This window comes from Vitreoscilla sp. C1 (genome assembly GCF_002951955.2).
In the GTDB taxonomy this organism is placed as follows: Bacteria; Pseudomonadota; Gammaproteobacteria; order Burkholderiales; family Neisseriaceae; genus Vitreoscilla; species Vitreoscilla stercoraria.
Genome location: NZ_CP019644.2, coordinates 2,497,220 through 2,512,748 on the forward strand (window position 1 = coordinate 2,497,220; position 15,529 = coordinate 2,512,748).

Annotated in this window: 16 protein-coding genes; 6 read left to right on the plus strand and 10 right to left on the minus strand. The window is 44.8% G+C overall.

Annotation, left to right across the window (positions count from 1 at the left end; translation table 11 throughout):
* Positions 1-24 precede the first annotated feature (24 nt).
* The 3 genes from gcvP (at position 25) to ADP71_RS12315 (ending at position 3,812) form a co-directional block, all read left to right on the plus strand.
* Complete coding sequence (gene gcvP, locus ADP71_RS12305) at positions 25-2,877, plus strand: aminomethyl-transferring glycine dehydrogenase (protein WP_104932311.1); 2,853 nt, start codon at positions 25-27, stop codon at positions 2,875-2,877.
* 176 nt (positions 2,878-3,053) lie between these two features.
* Positions 3,054-3,236: a hypothetical protein gene (locus tag ADP71_RS12310; RefSeq protein ID WP_019959216.1), complete on the plus strand. Its 183-nt coding sequence runs from the start codon at positions 3,054-3,056 to the stop codon at positions 3,234-3,236.
* A 3-nt stretch (positions 3,237-3,239) separates the two neighbouring features.
* On the plus strand, positions 3,240-3,812 hold the full coding sequence (locus tag ADP71_RS12315) for a hypothetical protein (protein WP_104932312.1): 573 nt from the start codon (positions 3,240-3,242) through the stop codon (positions 3,810-3,812).
* Between the two features lie 45 nt (positions 3,813-3,857).
* On the opposite strand, the gene ADP71_RS12320 is transcribed toward ADP71_RS12315, so the two are convergent.
* Complete coding sequence (locus ADP71_RS12320; RefSeq protein WP_019959218.1) at positions 3,858-4,820, minus strand: Lnb N-terminal periplasmic domain-containing protein; 963 nt, start codon at positions 4,818-4,820, stop codon at positions 3,858-3,860.
* Positions 4,821-5,045: 225 nt separating this feature from the next.
* A complete protein-coding gene (ggt, locus tag ADP71_RS12325; RefSeq protein WP_019959219.1) occupies positions 5,046-6,719 on the minus strand; it encodes a gamma-glutamyltransferase in 1,674 nt (557 codons plus the stop codon).
* 395 nt (positions 6,720-7,114) lie between these two features.
* Here ggt and ADP71_RS12330 point away from each other — a divergent pair, with 395 nt between their 5' ends.
* The gene (locus tag ADP71_RS12330) at positions 7,115-7,663 is read left to right on the plus strand and encodes a tetratricopeptide repeat protein (protein ID WP_019959220.1); all 549 of its coding nucleotides are present in this window, start codon (positions 7,115-7,117) and stop codon (positions 7,661-7,663) included.
* A 51-nt stretch (positions 7,664-7,714) separates the two neighbouring features.
* Here the strand turns inward: ADP71_RS12330 and ADP71_RS12335 are convergent, their stop codons facing one another.
* Complete coding sequence (locus ADP71_RS12335) at positions 7,715-9,073, minus strand: hypothetical protein (RefSeq protein WP_171461188.1); 1,359 nt, start codon at positions 9,071-9,073, stop codon at positions 7,715-7,717.
* Between the two features lie 193 nt (positions 9,074-9,266).
* Here ADP71_RS12335 and ADP71_RS12340 point away from each other — a divergent pair, with 193 nt between their 5' ends.
* Positions 9,267-10,226, plus strand: a complete 960-nt coding sequence (locus tag ADP71_RS12340; protein ID WP_104932429.1) for a L,D-transpeptidase — start codon at positions 9,267-9,269, stop codon at positions 10,224-10,226.
* 69 nt (positions 10,227-10,295) lie between these two features.
* On the opposite strand, the gene ADP71_RS12345 is transcribed toward ADP71_RS12340, so the two are convergent.
* From ADP71_RS12345 to ADP71_RS12375, 7 genes are all read right to left on the minus strand, one after another.
* Complete coding sequence (locus tag ADP71_RS12345) at positions 10,296-10,853, minus strand: hypoxanthine-guanine phosphoribosyltransferase (RefSeq protein WP_019959223.1); 558 nt, start codon at positions 10,851-10,853, stop codon at positions 10,296-10,298.
* Positions 10,854-10,919: 66 nt separating this feature from the next.
* A complete protein-coding gene (locus ADP71_RS12350; RefSeq protein ID WP_019959224.1) occupies positions 10,920-11,714 on the minus strand; it encodes a YoaK family protein in 795 nt (264 codons plus the stop codon).
* Positions 11,715-11,722: 8 nt separating this feature from the next.
* Positions 11,723-12,184 (minus strand): D-aminoacyl-tRNA deacylase, encoded by a 462-nt coding sequence (gene dtd / locus ADP71_RS12355; protein WP_019959225.1) that lies wholly within the window; start codon positions 12,182-12,184, stop codon positions 11,723-11,725.
* A gap of 135 nt (positions 12,185-12,319) precedes the next feature.
* On the minus strand, positions 12,320-12,520 hold the full coding sequence (locus ADP71_RS12360) for a glycine zipper 2TM domain-containing protein (protein ID WP_019959226.1): 201 nt from the start codon (positions 12,518-12,520) through the stop codon (positions 12,320-12,322).
* A 165-nt stretch (positions 12,521-12,685) separates the two neighbouring features.
* Positions 12,686-13,129, minus strand: coding sequence for an ExbD/TolR family protein (locus tag ADP71_RS12365; protein WP_019959227.1), 444 nt, complete (start codon positions 13,127-13,129; stop codon positions 12,686-12,688).
* 3 nt (positions 13,130-13,132) lie between these two features.
* The gene (locus ADP71_RS12370; RefSeq protein WP_019959228.1) at positions 13,133-13,804 is read right to left on the minus strand and encodes a MotA/TolQ/ExbB proton channel family protein; all 672 of its coding nucleotides are present in this window, start codon (positions 13,802-13,804) and stop codon (positions 13,133-13,135) included.
* A 79-nt stretch (positions 13,805-13,883) separates the two neighbouring features.
* Positions 13,884-14,696: an energy transducer TonB gene (locus tag ADP71_RS12375; RefSeq protein WP_019959229.1), complete on the minus strand. Its 813-nt coding sequence runs from the start codon at positions 14,694-14,696 to the stop codon at positions 13,884-13,886.
* Positions 14,697-14,884: 188 nt separating this feature from the next.
* Between ADP71_RS12375 and ADP71_RS12380 the strand changes: the two genes are divergently transcribed.
* Positions 14,885-15,520 carry a LysE family translocator gene (locus ADP71_RS12380; protein ID WP_237343026.1) on the plus strand — a complete coding sequence of 212 codons (636 nt, stop codon included), beginning with the start codon at positions 14,885-14,887 and terminating at the stop codon, positions 15,518-15,520.
* Positions 15,521-15,529: the final 9 nt, after the last annotated feature.

Below are 15,529 nucleotides of genomic sequence, written 5' to 3' on the forward strand. Positions count from 1 at the left end.
GGTTTTGTAACAGAGGATTCAGTTATGAGTTTCAATGAGTTATTCAATGCCGGTGAATTCATCGGTCGTCACATCGGTATCAATGCCGACAGCACGCAACAAATGTTGCAAGCTGTGGGCGCTGACAGTATCGATGCATTTTTGAGCCAAACCGTACCTGATTCAGTACGCATGCCAGGTGAATTGAATTTGCCTGACAGCGTGACTGAAACCGACGCTTTGCAACAGTTGCGTGGTTTGGCTGATAACATCAAAGTGAACAACAGCTACATCGGTTTGGGTTATTACCCAACTCGCTTGCCATATGTAATTCAACGCAATGTCTTGGAAAACCCAGGTTGGTATACCGCTTACACGCCTTACCAAGCTGAAATTGCGCAAGGTCGTTTGGAAGCATTATTGAACTTCCAACAAGTGTGTATTGACTTGTCTGGTTTGGAATTGGCGGGCGCTTCATTGTTGGATGAAGCCACTGCTGCGGCTGAAGCGATGTCTTTGGCAAAACGCATGAGCAAAGTGAAAACCGACCGTTACTTCGTTGACGCACGTGTGTATCCACAAACTTTGGATGTGATGCAAACTCGTGCCAAATACTTTGGTTTTGAATTGGTTGTGGGCGATTTTGAACAAGCGCAAGAAGGCGAATACTTCGGTGCTTTGTTGCAATACGTGGGCAAAGACGGTGATGTGGTTGATTTGACCGATATCATCGCTGGCTTGAAAGCCAAAGGCGCAAACGTGGCGGTTGCTGCGGACGCGATGAGCTTGGTATTGTTGAAATCCCCTGGCGAAATGGGCGCGGACGTGGCTTTGGGTAACACCCAGCGCTTTGGTGTGCCTATGGGTTTTGGTGGTCCTCACGCAGCATTCTTTGCGTTTACCGATGCTGCTAAGCGTTCTGCTGCGGGTCGCATTATTGGCGTTTCTGTGGATGCCAAAGGCAAACGTGCACTTCGCATGGCTTTGCAAACGCGTGAACAACACATTCGCCGTGAAAAAGCCAACTCTAACATTTGTACGTCACAAGTATTGTTGGCGAACTTGGCTGGTATGTACGCGGTTTACCACGGTCCTGAAGGCGTGAAACGCATTGCCAATCGCATTCACGCATTGGCAACGGCTTTTGCTGATGTGATCAATGCTGCTGAAGGTGTGAGCGTGGTACATGCGCAATTCTTCGACACCGTATTGGTAGAAGCGGGCGACAAAGCAGCATCTATTTATGAAGCATTGTTGGCGCAAGGCATCAACGTGCGTCAAGTGGGCGAAACCGCTTTGGCAGTGGCATTCCACGAATTGTCTAATGCACAAGATTTTGCTCAATTGACTGAAGCGTTCACAGGTACAGCTGCTGCTTTGCCTGCTGAAGCGAAATCTTCATTGAATGCAGCCGTTTTGCGTACCGATGCGATTTTGTCACACCCAGTTTTCAACAGCCACCATACCGAACACGAAATGTTGCGCTACTTGAAAAAATTGGAAGACAAAGACTTGGCGATGAACCGCAGCATGATTTCATTGGGCAGCTGCACGATGAAATTGAATGCCACAGCCGAGATGATTCCAATCACTTGGCCTGAATTCGGTCAAGTACATCCGTTTGCACCTTTGGATCAAGTGGGTGGTTACTTGCAAATGATTGAAAGCTTGCAAGACTATTTGAAAGCCATCACAGGTTTTGATGACATTTCTATGCAACCTAACTCAGGTGCGCAAGGTGAGTATGCAGGTATCGTGTCGATTCGCCGTTACCAAGAAGCTCAAGGCGAAGCGCATCGTGACATTTGCTTGATTCCACGTTCTGCTCACGGTACCAATCCTGCGACTGCGCACATGGTTGGTTTGAAAGTGGTTGTGGTGGAAACCGACGAATACGGTAACGTAGACGTAGCCGATTTGAAAGCCAAAGCCGAGCAACACAAAGACAATTTGTCTGCGTTGATGATCACTTATCCGTCGACTCACGGTGTGTTTGAAGAAGGCATTCGTGAAATTTGTGATGTGATTCACGCCAATGGCGGTCAAGTGTACATGGATGGCGCAAACTTGAATGCACAAGTGGGCTTGATGCAGCCTGCGGAAGTGGGCGCAGACGTCTTGCACATGAACTTGCACAAAACCTTCTGTATCCCTCACGGTGGTGGCGGTCCAGGCATGGGTCCTATTGGTTTGAAATCACATTTGGCTCCATTCAAAGCCAGCCATGCCGTATCAGGCGTGTTCAATGCGGTTGATGGTCAAGGCGCGGTTTCTGCAGCACCTTACGGTTCTGCAAGCATTTTGCCAATCACATGGATGTACATCACCATGATGGGCAAAGACATCAAGCAAGCAACCGAAGCGGCTTTGTTGAACGCGAACTACTTGGCAACGAAATTGGCTGAAGACTACCCAATTTTGTACAGCGGCAAAAACGGCCGTGTGGCGCACGAATGTATCGTTGACTTGCGTCCTTTAAAAGCCGACAGTGGCATCACCGAAGTGGACATTGCTAAGCGTTTGATGGACTACGGTTTCCATGCACCAACCATGTCGTTCCCAGTAGCGGGCACGTTGATGATTGAGCCAACCGAATCTGAAAGCAAAGCGGAATTGGATCGCTTCATTGCTGCGATGAAAAACATCAAGCAAGAAGCTTTGAAAGTTCAAAACGGTGCTTGGCCTAAAGACAACAACCCATTGTGCAACGCACCGCACACGGCTTACAACGTGATTGATGGCGAATGGAATCATCCATACAGCCGTGACGAAGCAGTGTATCCGTTGGATTACGTGCGTGACAACAAATTCTGGCCTACCGTGAACCGCATCGACGATGTGTACGGCGACCGCAATTTGGTGTGCTCTTGTCCACCAATGGATGTGTACGAAGATTAATCTATTGTAATCTATTGGATTAATGCTCTGAGTTGATATAAAGCGTCCTGTAAATTTACAGGACGCTTTTTTATGCTTTTTTGTTGACAGTTTGGTCATATTGCATTTTAATGAAGATGCAATATGAATACTCCTCTTATGCCAAAACAGCATTGTCCAAACAGAAAGGAAGAAACATGAGCACTTATAGAGCGAACATCCGCTATTCTTACTCAAGCACGATTCGTCAATCTCGCAGCACGCAAGTGCATTCTATTTTAACCGTCAAAGACCAAAGCGAATCTGAAATCATCGCTGCCATCAAACGCCGCCATGGCGATGACATTGAAGTGACCATCAGCAGCATTCAGTGGAAATAGCTTTTGAGCCAGCATAACAGCAAGACCCAGCCTATTCATATCGGTCAACATATTGTTCGTTCGATATATGGCATGTTTTTATTGCTAGAGCCTCCCGATGCCACCGTTTTGAAAGCGCATACCGTGGATATTGCCACGTTGGCTTGGCGTTTGCCGTGTGCATGGTCGCAATGGATTTTTGATGATGGTATCAGTCACAAACGTTTGTTGTGGCTCGGCTGTCCTCGTAGCGATGACATGGTGCTGTTTGAACAGCGCATGTGCGATGTGGTTGCCCATTTTAAAATCACGACTTATGCCAGCATTCTGTTGACAGCAGATTGTGTGAGCGTGTCTTTGCACCAAAATGGTGAGAAACAAGTTTGGTTCAGCCACGGAGGCTTCCTTACCGTTGAATGGCAGCAAGATTTGCTCAGCCAATTGTTTGGTAGCCCAAACCATCTGCTTCATTTGCGTGAATTGTCTGCACATGAAGCGATTGCCGAGCCGCAAACCAATGCAGGTAGAATGGCAAGGCAATTGAAAGCACAGCAACTTTGGCGAGATTTAAGTTGGGATAAAACAAGCGTCCTGTAAGGTTTACAGGACGCTTTTATTTTGAATAGTGACTTAAAAAGACTTTCAATTCGGTTGTGGTAAACCTTGTCTGATTAAATCGGAATATTCTTGGCTGTTGGATTCTTTGCCTATGACTCGTGGATTAACATGTGCTTTTTGATACCACGTTTTCATGTCCCAATTGGGATTTAAAGCGTGGACATCGTGCAAATAATTGGGCAAATAACCCGAAGCCAAAATGCGGTAATCCAAAGGCAGCTCGTTGTGCGTGGCTTTTTGTGCCATGCTGTAAATCAAAGTGGTGCAGTTTGACAACAAGGTGTTATACCATTGCGGCGTCGCTCGCAACGAATCGGATTTGGCAAGATATGCTAAGAACAAAGCTTGCATTTCATGTTGGCTGATGCCTTGAATCGGAAAAAAATACACTTGTTCACCACGCACATTGCTGCGGGTATAAACAATGTCTTTTTCGTCTGCGGCAATCAAACTCAATTCAAATTGACGAAAAAAGCCACCGATGGCAGAAAACTCCTCGGTTTTTTCTTTGCGAATTTCAATCGAAAACACTAAAGGTGTTTGGTCTTTGAAATCAAAGCTGACCAAAGTATGGGCAATTTGTGGACCCATCCAATATGAGGCGATGACGTTGATGCCTGTGATGTGGTTCAAATCGTATTGACGGGTTTCCCAGCGAGCATCGAAATCTGTTTGGCTGCGCCAGTTAAAATTGCGCACATTGTGTAAGGTGATGATGCTCCCATTTTTTTCATAATGCATGATTTTGGCGACATCGGCTTGCCACAAACGCTCTTGTTGAGCAGGAATATTCAAAAACCACACCACGCCCATGAGCACTATCAAGCCATGTGTATAAACAGCATGCAGTTTTCGCTGTGGTTGCCACAGTTTGAAAATGGCAAACAGACTGAATATCAGCCAAATGCCGATAAGCATGTTGTTGGCTGAGCCAAAAGCTTGTTGTGTGTGCCAAGCCATCGCCAACCATGCGCTCAAAAGTAACATGATAAGACTCAGACAAAATAAGCCGATGGCGCGCCATAAACGAGAAATACGGAACATGAATCATCTCAATGTGAACAAATAAGTGGAAGCGAGATTGTAAAGCGGCAAGCGCAGATTGCGTTATTAAGATAGGGTAGTGTTTGAATTGGTTCTGTATTGATGTATGACAATCAGCAATAACAAGCGTCCTGTAACAGCTTACAGGACGCTTGAAACGATATGACTTTAAGGTTTTACAGTTGTGATGACGGAATTTTGACCACGACCACGCATGTCTGAAGCGGCAGTGACTTTGCCATCTTGTACATGAATGGCTTGAATATCGCCCAAACGCCAGCCTTGATCTTCGACTTTATAGCCCATTTTGGTCAAGTTAGCAGCAACGGCACCCGTAATCGGTGCAAAATCATCGTAGTAAATCACATCTTTCGGGAACAATTGGTGATGGAAGCGTTGTGCATCAACGGCTTGCTTTAATGGCAAATTGTAGTCATACAAATTGTTGATGACTTGGAAAATTGAAGTGAAAATGCGCGAGCCGCCCGGAGTGCCAATGACCAAGCTTACTTGGTCGTTGGTGGTCATGATGGTCGGTGTCATCGATGACAACATCCGTTTGCCCGGTTCAATGGCATTGGCATCTGCACCAATCACGCCAAACATGTTCGCCACGCCTGCTTTGGCGCTGAAATCATCCATTTCATCGTTGAGCAAGAAGCCTGCGCCTTCCACCACCACGCCATTACCATAATCCCAGTTCAAAGTGTAAGTATTGGCAACGGCATTACCGTCTTTGTCTAAAATAGAGAAATGGGTTGTGTGTGCCGATTCTAAGCCTGGTTTGATGTTTTCTGTTGCTGAGATTTTTTTCGGATTCACTTCTTTGGCTCGTTGCGCCAAATAGTCGCTGCTGATTAATTTTGCAACAGGAATCTTAGAAAAATCAGGGTCGCCCAAGTATTGACCACGATCGGCAAACACGCGTTTTTCAATTTCAGCTATCAAATGTATGTATTGGCTGGAATTCAATGCCACGCCTTTGAAATCCGCCGCACGAGCTTCTTTCATGCCCAACAATTGGCGCAAAGCAATGCCGCCGGAACTTGGCAAAGGCGCGGTGTGGATGACATGGTCACGCCATTTAAAGCTCAAAGGCTCGCGCCATTTGGCTTTGTATTTGTGCAAATCGTCCATGCTGATTAAGCCATCATCACGTTGCATTTGTGCAACCAACAATTGGGCAGTTTTACCTTGATAAAATTCATTGGCACCATTTTGAGAGATGCGTTCTAAGGTTTTGGCCAATTCAGGTTGCTTGAAATTGACGCCTTCTTTCAAATTGCCAAAATATTTGGAAAAATTGGTTTTGCCACCGAATGTTTTTTCAGCATCGGTTTTATACAAAGATTGCGTGCCTGCGACAATGAAGCCTTGGTGAGCATAATCGATGGCGGGTTGCAGCAATTGTGACCATTGGAGTTTGCCAAATTTTTGATGCGCTTCCCACATGCCCATCACCGTACCTGGTACGCCTGCGGCTTTGGCGCCGACCACGCTCATGTTCTCAATGACTTCACCTTTTTCATTCAAATACATGTTTTTGGTGGCTGCCAATGGTGCCACTTCACGGTAATCTAAGAAATAAGGTTTACCATCCATATAAACGGTCATGAAACCACCGCCACCAATATTGCCTGCCTCAGGAAAAGTAACTGCTAAGGCAAAAGCCGATGCTACGGCCGCATCAACGGCATTGCCTCCTTGGGCAAAAATATTTTCTACCACTTTGGCACTGTAAGCATCGGGCATGGCATAAGCCGCTTGTTTGCCTTGAGCAAGACTTAAACTGCTGGCACTGATGAGGGCTGCGGTAACTGCAATTTTCAAGTAGCGTGACATAAGCTTCTCTTTCTTCATGTATTGAAAGGGTGTTGCAAGAGTCCATTCAAACATCATATTGAAGTTATGGTGTTAACAAAAGCAGGATGGATGAAAATAATCATCTGAGTCATAGAAATCAAAATTCGCTTTTGATTTTTATTACATATTAATAATTTTCCAATCGAGGCAAAGATTAAAAAGCGTTTGGATGCTTGTAAATGTCTTGATGTTAGAATGATTTTCAGTGAAACGAGATGGGGATTTTGTTGGCTGTTATTTTGAATCAATCAACTTGTGATTTAAATGTTACAAACATTGTAAATCTTATTTGTTACTGTCGTAAATTTGCTGCTTAGAGACGATGGATGTCGTTATACTGCAACAAGTAGAGTGCGGCATTTGAAGGATGAATCATGCAGTGGTGGAAGCGGTGTGGGTGGATTGTGGCATTGGGTTTATTGCCTTGTACAGCGATGGCGTGGGATCAAGATTGTGACCCCGATTTTGAAAGCTATGCAGAGGTGTTACAAAAGGCCAAAGCAGGCAATGCCGATGCACAATATTGGTTGGGCGAAGCCTATTTTTATGGCTTGAATAATTTGGATGAGCCTATTGCCGAAGACAATCAGGCAGCTAAAAAATGGTACGATTTGGCTGTGAAGCAAAATGATGCTTGCGCCATTCATGCCATTGGCTGGATGTATGACAGCGGTGAAGGTGTGGCTGAAGACATGAGCCAAGCATTTACTTGGTATGAGCGTGCGGCGAAATTGGGCTTAAGCAAGTCACAATTCAATGTCGGCGTCTTGTTGCGTGATGGTGAAGGTGTCGAGCAAGACTTTGAGCGTGCGCGTGGTTGGTTTGCCATTGCAGCAGCGCAAGGTGATACTGAGGCGCAAGAAGAATTGAGTAATTGGGACGCTACCATCGCTGCGATATTGGCAGGTGAAGACGAAGAATAAGATTTATTACAGGACGCTTTAAGCGTCCTGTAAATCAATTGAATATTGGTATTATGATGTTAGATACCAAGCAATGGTGACCCAAACGATATTGGCAAGCAAGACTATAAATGCCAGCGATTGTTGGGTGTTGGCTTGAAAAGATACATTGCGGCTTTGCCCTCGCCACAATAAGGGTACGATGAAAATACCCAAAGCAGCAGCGCAGCCCCAATACATGCCTGTTTGAGATGATTGCCAATTGAGCCAAGACAAAGACCATGCCGCAGGGATGAAGCTAAGGCTCAGTAAAATATGGGTTTTGTGGTATAAAGGGTCTTGTTTGTGACCAAAAAATAGACAAACCAAAGTCATGAAGCACGTTAGAAAAACAGGGCCAGCTGACATCAACCGCCATCCGATTGTGTCAGGTAGCCACAATGTAAAGCCACTGCTTAAGCCCATGAGCGCGCACGCTGCTAAACAGATTTTTTGGATGCTGCGATTGGCCCATTGTGATGCTGGGCGATAATCGGTGGCTTTGACTTTGCTGTGAATATCGCCATTTTGTGCAGCAATAAAAACCAAAATGTTATTTTGCTTGTCGTATAAACGGCGGTTGGCTGGACGAAGCAACATATTTTGTGCTTGTTTAATGAGTTCTTTGTCTCGTCCTTTGAGCTTAGCGGTACGAATGGCCACTTTGATTTCTTGGTAAGTTGCATCGCCGCGTATGCCTAAAAACTGATACCAATTGTCACGTTTGAATGTCGGTGTTGGATTGGCTGCTGCTTGAGTTGGAGAATATTTGTCTGTTTCGGTGTTGCTTGAATGGGCTTGTGTGTTTGCTTGAGTTTGATGAGGCGGGCGTGGATTGTTTTTGCCTCGCTTGAGCCAATTTTTTACAGAAAAACCACGTTGTTTTTGTATGGATGACGATGATTCGGACTGAATGATGGCTGCTGCCGATACAATGTGGTGTTGGGCATCATAATCGGCACGGGCATCTGGGTTTAAAAGCTGTTCTCGAGCGTCCTGAATATATTTGCCATTGAGTCCTTCCAAAACCGCATCATCTATCGCATCGGCAATGTTGGCATAACTGGCTTGGGTATCAATGCCTAAAAACTGATACAAATGTTCAAATTCGTGGATTTGATTGGTCGGAATCAGTTTCTTGTCAATTTGGTGTGTCGCTGTGGGCTTGATAGGTGTGGTATGGTGATGAACAGTGTTGGCATCCATGCCCAAAGAAGCGAATAAATGTTGGTCGTATGTTTGTCGGTGTTGTGGATTGAGCAAATGTGTGCGTGCTGCGGCAATGACTTTCGGATGGGCATCATCGCGCAAGCTGTAAATGGCAATGCCAGCTTGTATGGATTTGATGGATGCATTCGGTTCAATATTGAGAATTTGATACAAATTAATCATGTGATTGCCATTTTATAAACACTGCCAAACAGAGATTGTAGCAATGACGTCTTAATTGCTGTTAATCTTTGTCTGAAAAAAGTGTTTTTGGTTTGCAGTTTCAAATGAATGTGAACAAAAAATACAGTGATGTTAGAAGGTTTCGTTACAATGGCAGTCATTGCAACAATATTTAATGCTTGAGGAAATCTCGGTGAAAAAAACAATGATGATGGCGTTGGCTTTGTCCACAATCAGTTATGGTGCCCATGCTAATTTTATGCAGCCGAATACAGAAATCGATTCAGTAGGTAAGCATGTGGTGATTAATATTCCACAATTGCGTTTGTTTGTATATGAAAATGGCCGTTTGGCTAAAAGTTATCCGATTGCAGTGGGCAAGGGTCGCACGCAAACGCCTCCGGGCGAGTATAAAATTGGTGCCAAAGCATTCAATCCTACTTGGACGGTACCACCTTCTATTCGCCGTGATCGTGCGAAAAAAGGTTTGCCTGAGCTAAAAAGTGTCCCACTGGGACCGAGTAATCCGTTAGGTCCTGTATTTGTGCGTTTTGGTGATCCTAAATTGGGTTTGGGCATTCATGGTACGAGTAAGCCTTCTAGCGTACCGAGTTTTGCCAGTTATGGTTGCGTGCGTTTGAAAAATCCAAATGCAATTGAGTTTGCCAAGTTCATTGATAGTGGTTCGCGTGTGTCTGTGCTGTATCAGCAAGGCATGGTCAATGTTGATGGCAATAACAATGTTTGGGTGGCAGCTTATACAGACCCCTACAATTTGAAAAAATTGGACCCTGCGGCAGTGAAAGCCCAAGCCAATGAAGCGGCTAAAAAACACGGTAAAACAGTCAACGATAAATTGTTGACGCAAGTATTGGCCAATCGTTCTGGTCAACTCAATTGTGTGACATGCGGTCAAGGTGCGAAAAAAGTGCAAGGTACTTTGCAGCCTGTGAAGCAAACTGTGGCAGCAGCACCTGTCTCTAAACCTGCACAGACGGTTATACCGCCTGCATTAGAGAAGATTCCTGCTTCGGAGCCGATTAGCACCCCAGACAGCGAAGAAAGTGAATATTTCATTCAGCCGCATCAGCCTGTGGATTGGAGCAGTCAGTTAAACACCAAATCGGATGAAGATTTTACCCGTTTGTGGTAATTGAATTGGCATTAAAAAAGCGTCCTGTAAATTTTACAGGACGCTTTTTATATAGGGAAAGCTCAAAAATCAATGGTCTTTTAAAGCATAGATTTCGCCCAAATTGCGCCACGCGCCGCTGACATCCATGCCATAACCAAAGACATAACGGTTTGGTACATCTAAGCCGACATAATCTGCGGTGATGGGTTTTTCTTTGTTCAATAATTTATTGGCGAAAACGGCACATTTGCATGATTTGGCACCCATTGCCATCACTTGTTCGGTGATGACGCGCATGGTTTGACCTTCGTCTAAGATGTCGTCCAAAATCAAAACATCACGACCTTCTACTTTTTGCAATTGTGGCGCGCGCGTCCAACTGAAATTGCCACCTTCCAATTTATCGCCATAGCGAGAAACATGAACGTAGTCAAAATCCAATGGGAAACGCAATAAAGGCAATAATTTGCCAGTGAATACCACTGCGCCGCCCATAACAGGCAATAACAATGGGTATGCATCGCCTAAATCGGCAGTAATTTCTGCGGCCATGCGCTCTAAAGCAGCATCACATTCGGCTGCGGTGAACAATACTTCTGCGGTATCTAAAATCTCTTGGGTTTTTGCGCGGTCTGGCATAGTCATGCTGGAGCTCCAAAATGTGTCTATTATACTGACCCTATTAAATAGGAAAAGTGCATAGACATTTTTTTACTTAGGTTTATTTTGTTGATGCTTGCGTCTTTGCCATGCTTTTTTGCGAATTTTGACTTCGTAAGCAATCGGGCTAAAGCCAATAATGAGCAATACGGCAGATAAAGACAGCACAAATTTGAAATGGACTTGGTGAAATCCCCAAGCTCCGAACACGCCACCGAGCACAAAACCTGTTACCAAACCTAAATACAATTTGAGCTTGGCCAGTTGTACCCCTTGTAATGTGGGACGGCGTTTTTTCATGGAATAAAACAGGAATTTGGCTAGCTCGATGCCGATGTCAGTGATAAAACCTGTCATGTGGGTAGAGCGTATCACGCCACCTGATAACATGGTCATGACCGTATTGTGCATGCCCATGATGAAACACATCAATAAAACGGTAATGGGTACTAAGGTTTGATAATGGGTGAGGCCAGAGGCCATGATGCCAAACAGCAACATGTAAACTGCTTCAATCCAAAAAGTGATGGCATATGGGCTGTGTAAGCGAATATGCTTGCCCCACACAATGGAAAAAGCAGCGTGACAAGCACCCAATATAAAACTCAATACCATCAGGGCAGATGAAAGCGCGATAGACCATTGTTGTAAAAAAATATGGTCGGCAATGCGTGCCAATTCGCCTGACATGTGCGAGGTGTAATGGTGAACAGCAAAAAAACCACCTGCGTTGATGGCACCGCCGATAAATGCCATCAAATATCCCAAACCTCGATAGGCGGCATGATTGACATCCGCTTGATGCAAATGGCTCATGCCATAACGAGGAGGGCGAGGATGGGACATATGACCTATTAAAATTGTTTGTGGCTGTCTAATAACAAGGTAACAGGACCATCATTACATAAAGACACTTGCATGTGGGTTTGAAATTCACCTGTGGCAACATTTAAGCCATTATTTTGTAATAATTTTGCAACGAATTCGTATAATGATACTGCTTTTTCAGGACGTGCTGCTTGGGTATAGGAAGGGCGACGACCATTGCGAGCATCACCGTATAAAGTAAACTGCGATACCAGTAACACGCTGCCGCCGATGTCGGTAACAGACCAATTCATTTTGTCTTGTTCATCAGTGAAAATGCGCAAGTGGGTGATTTTATCCGCGATATAACGCGCATCGGTTTCGGTATCTTCTTCTGCAACACCTAATAAAACCATTAAACCTTGTTGTATTTGACCTGCCGTATGGCGACTGTTGGTGGTGAGTACATCGACTTGAGCATGAGCAACACGTTGAACGACGGCACGCATAACCAGAGCACTTTCTAAATATAAATAAGATAAGATTGTAATAACACTGTGTCCATTTAAAAACAAGCGTCCTGTAAACGATTACAGGACGCTTGTTATTGGAATAATGGGTTTTAACCCAAAGCAGAGGTTGTCTTAGCGTACTTGGCTACCAATCACACCACCCAAAGCTGCACCACCTAAAGTTGCACCTGTATTGCCACCAATGAGATGACCAGCCACGCCACCTACGGCTACACCTGCAGCGGTATTGCGTTGTTGAGTGTTCATATTGGCACAGCCAACCAAAGAAGCGCTTACCAAGCCGATAACTGCTAATTGTGCAATGATTTTCATAGTGATGATTCCTTTATCAAATGATATTGTAGATTTTAATATCTAGGTTTCATTTTGACCTGAAAGGTAGCATTTTGTCATTGCCTAACATGTTAAGAATAGTTAAAGCATATAAAAAAGCCTACCATTCTTTTAAAGGTAGGCTTTTAATGCATTTTAAATGATTTATTGAGCGGTCAAAACAGCAGGTGTTTCCGTTACAAAACCGACTTTGGTCAAACCCACTTCTTGTGCAGCGGCCAGTAAAGTGGTTAATGCTTCGTGCTCTGAGGCTTTGTCTGCGGCAATGGCCAAGACGGTATCAGGGTCTTTTTCCAATTGGACTTTCAACTCTTGTACCAATTTATCGGCTGTGATTTCTTTGCCATCCACATGATAAGTACCATCTACACGAATATCCATACGAAACGGTTCTTTTTGCTCTTTGACAGGTTGCTCTTTGGCATTTTCCGAAGCGGTGGGCAAATTCAAAGGGATTTGATGGGTCAAAACAGGCATGGTTACCATAAATACAATCAGCAATACCAACATCACATCGACCAAAGGGGTGACGTTGATTTCCGCCATTGGGCTGTCGTTGCCACCGTCATTCATTGAACCAAAAGACATGATTTACTCCTGAGTTTTCTTTTCAACAGCCAATTGTGCATGCAAGTCGTGTGCAAAGCTGTCCAATTCGTGTGACAAAGTTTTGTTACCACGAACCAATGCGTTGTAAGCCAATACGGCAGGAATGGCCACAAACAAGCCTGCGGCAGTGGCCACCAAAGCCTCACCAATAGGACCTGCTACCGCAGCAATACTCATTTGACCTGCAGCGCTGATGTTGATTAAGGCATGGTAAATACCCCAAACTGTACCGAACAAGCCAATGAATGGTGCGGTTGCGCCAATAGAGGCCAAAGTGGTCAAGCCACTTTCAAATGGGCGCAAAGCTTTGGTCATAGCATTGCGAATGTGGCGAGTCATATAGGTGTCAAATGGCACTTGAATCGCTAAATTACCTGGTTGTTGGCGTTGTTGGTAGGTGTTTTTTAATTCGATAGATTCATTGATCATCTGTGCCAATGGTGAATATTGTGCATCGACATTTTTGTGGGCTTCTGCAATAGATGAAGCATTCCAGAATTTTTCCAATTCAACGCGATTGGCTTTTTTAGCTTTGAGCAAACGGAATGTGCGCCAAATGATGATAGACCATGTGGCAATGCTCATGACTACCAATGATAAAAAGACAAAAATCAGAACGGCATCGCCTTGTTCAAATACCAAACCCAAATTCATAACCCATTATCCTTCATGTATTTATTTGTTTTGTAGTCAGCTGATTGGAAATCAACTGACTCAGTGTTCGTTTGCGCCATCAACTGATTTTGAAGTTGTATGGGCGAGTGTAATTGTTTTGTACCGGCACGCCACCTTTTAAAGCGGGGCTAAAACGGCATTTTTTAGCTTGGCGCAATGCTGCATTGTCCAAACGAGCGTGACCACTAGAGCCTGTGACTTCTACGTTCAGGACGCTGCCATCAGCACCCACCGTCCAACGTACTTTAACCGATCCTGCTTCGCCACGATCTATCGATTCTTGTGGGTACACGGGGCTTAAGCAACTGGCAGAACCTGCAATTTTAGGTCCGCTGGTTGGACCAGAGCCACCACCTTTGCTATTACCTTCACCAGAACCAGAGCCGCCACCTTTGCCTTCACCCTCTTTGCCAATAGCTGTACCTTTGCCGCTACCTTGAGAACCAGCAGCTTGATGGGTACCTGCACTGGCTGTTTGAGTGGGCGCTGTATTGGCAGGCGCTGTTGGTTCAGCAGGTTTGGGTTTGGCAACGATTTTTTCAGGCTGAGGTTTTTCGATTTTAGGTTCGATTTTTTTCTCAGGCTTAGGCTCAGGCTTGCGCTCGATTACACGCTCGACTTCAGGCTTTTTGACAATGGTGCGTTTGATGTCAGGCTGCGGTTTTGGTTTTTTAACCACAGGCGTCACAGGTGCGACCAAAGGTGCGGCTGCAGGTGGTGGGGCGCTGCCGATTTCGACGAAAGTCAACTCTTCTTGAGTGGTGATTAACTCCGCTGGCTTGTCTTCAAACGAAGACAAAGCAGCAATCCCTGCTGCGTGTAGCAAGCTCACGGCGAATATGGTTAAGGCAAATTGCGTGTTCTTTTTCATAGGGCATGATTCTAACTGAGAATGGTTACTATTAACAGTATTTTGTGTGAGATTGACGTAAAATTTTTTCAGCACGCAACAGATGTTAATAGAACAAGCAGTTACTTGTTATATATATGACAATATTATCCATAAGGATGTGGCTTTGTTATGATGTTGTCTCTTCGTCTAAACAAGCGGGTGACATCGTGCATTTAACGCAGTGGTTGTTGTTTGTGAGCAGTACTTTGTTGATTTCAGCAACACCCGGACCCAATATGTTGTGGGCATTTCAATCAGGCTTAAACCATGGTTTGAAAAAAACCATGTGGGCTTTATTGGGCTTGAGTGCGGGTTTGATATTGGTTTTGGGGTTTTCGTTGGCGGGCGTGGCCTTGTTGAGCCAACAATCGCCTTTGGCATTTGAAATTTTCAAATGTTTGGGTGCGCTGTATTTGGCGTATTTGGGTTACCGTTCATGGCACAGTGATGGCGGCAATTTGAATGTAGAAGCAGGAGAAAAAATCACACCGTCAGCATGGCAATTGTTTCGGACCAGTTTGGGCGTGTCTTTGTCCAATCCTAAAGCGATTTTGTTTTTTGCGGCATTTTTTCCGAAATTCATCCAAAGCGATGCCCCGCAAATTCCGCAATATGGCATTTTGATTGCCACTTTTTTTGTCATCGAAATTGTATGGCAATTGTTATACAGCATCAGCGGCCAAGCTTTGTCCAGTTGGTTGCAGCAAGGCCGCCGTTTGTTGTGGTTGAATCGCAGTTGCGGGGTGGTGTTTGTATTGATTGCGGTGAGTTTATTGTGGGACAGCTTCAACACGATGTTTTAAGCGTCCTGT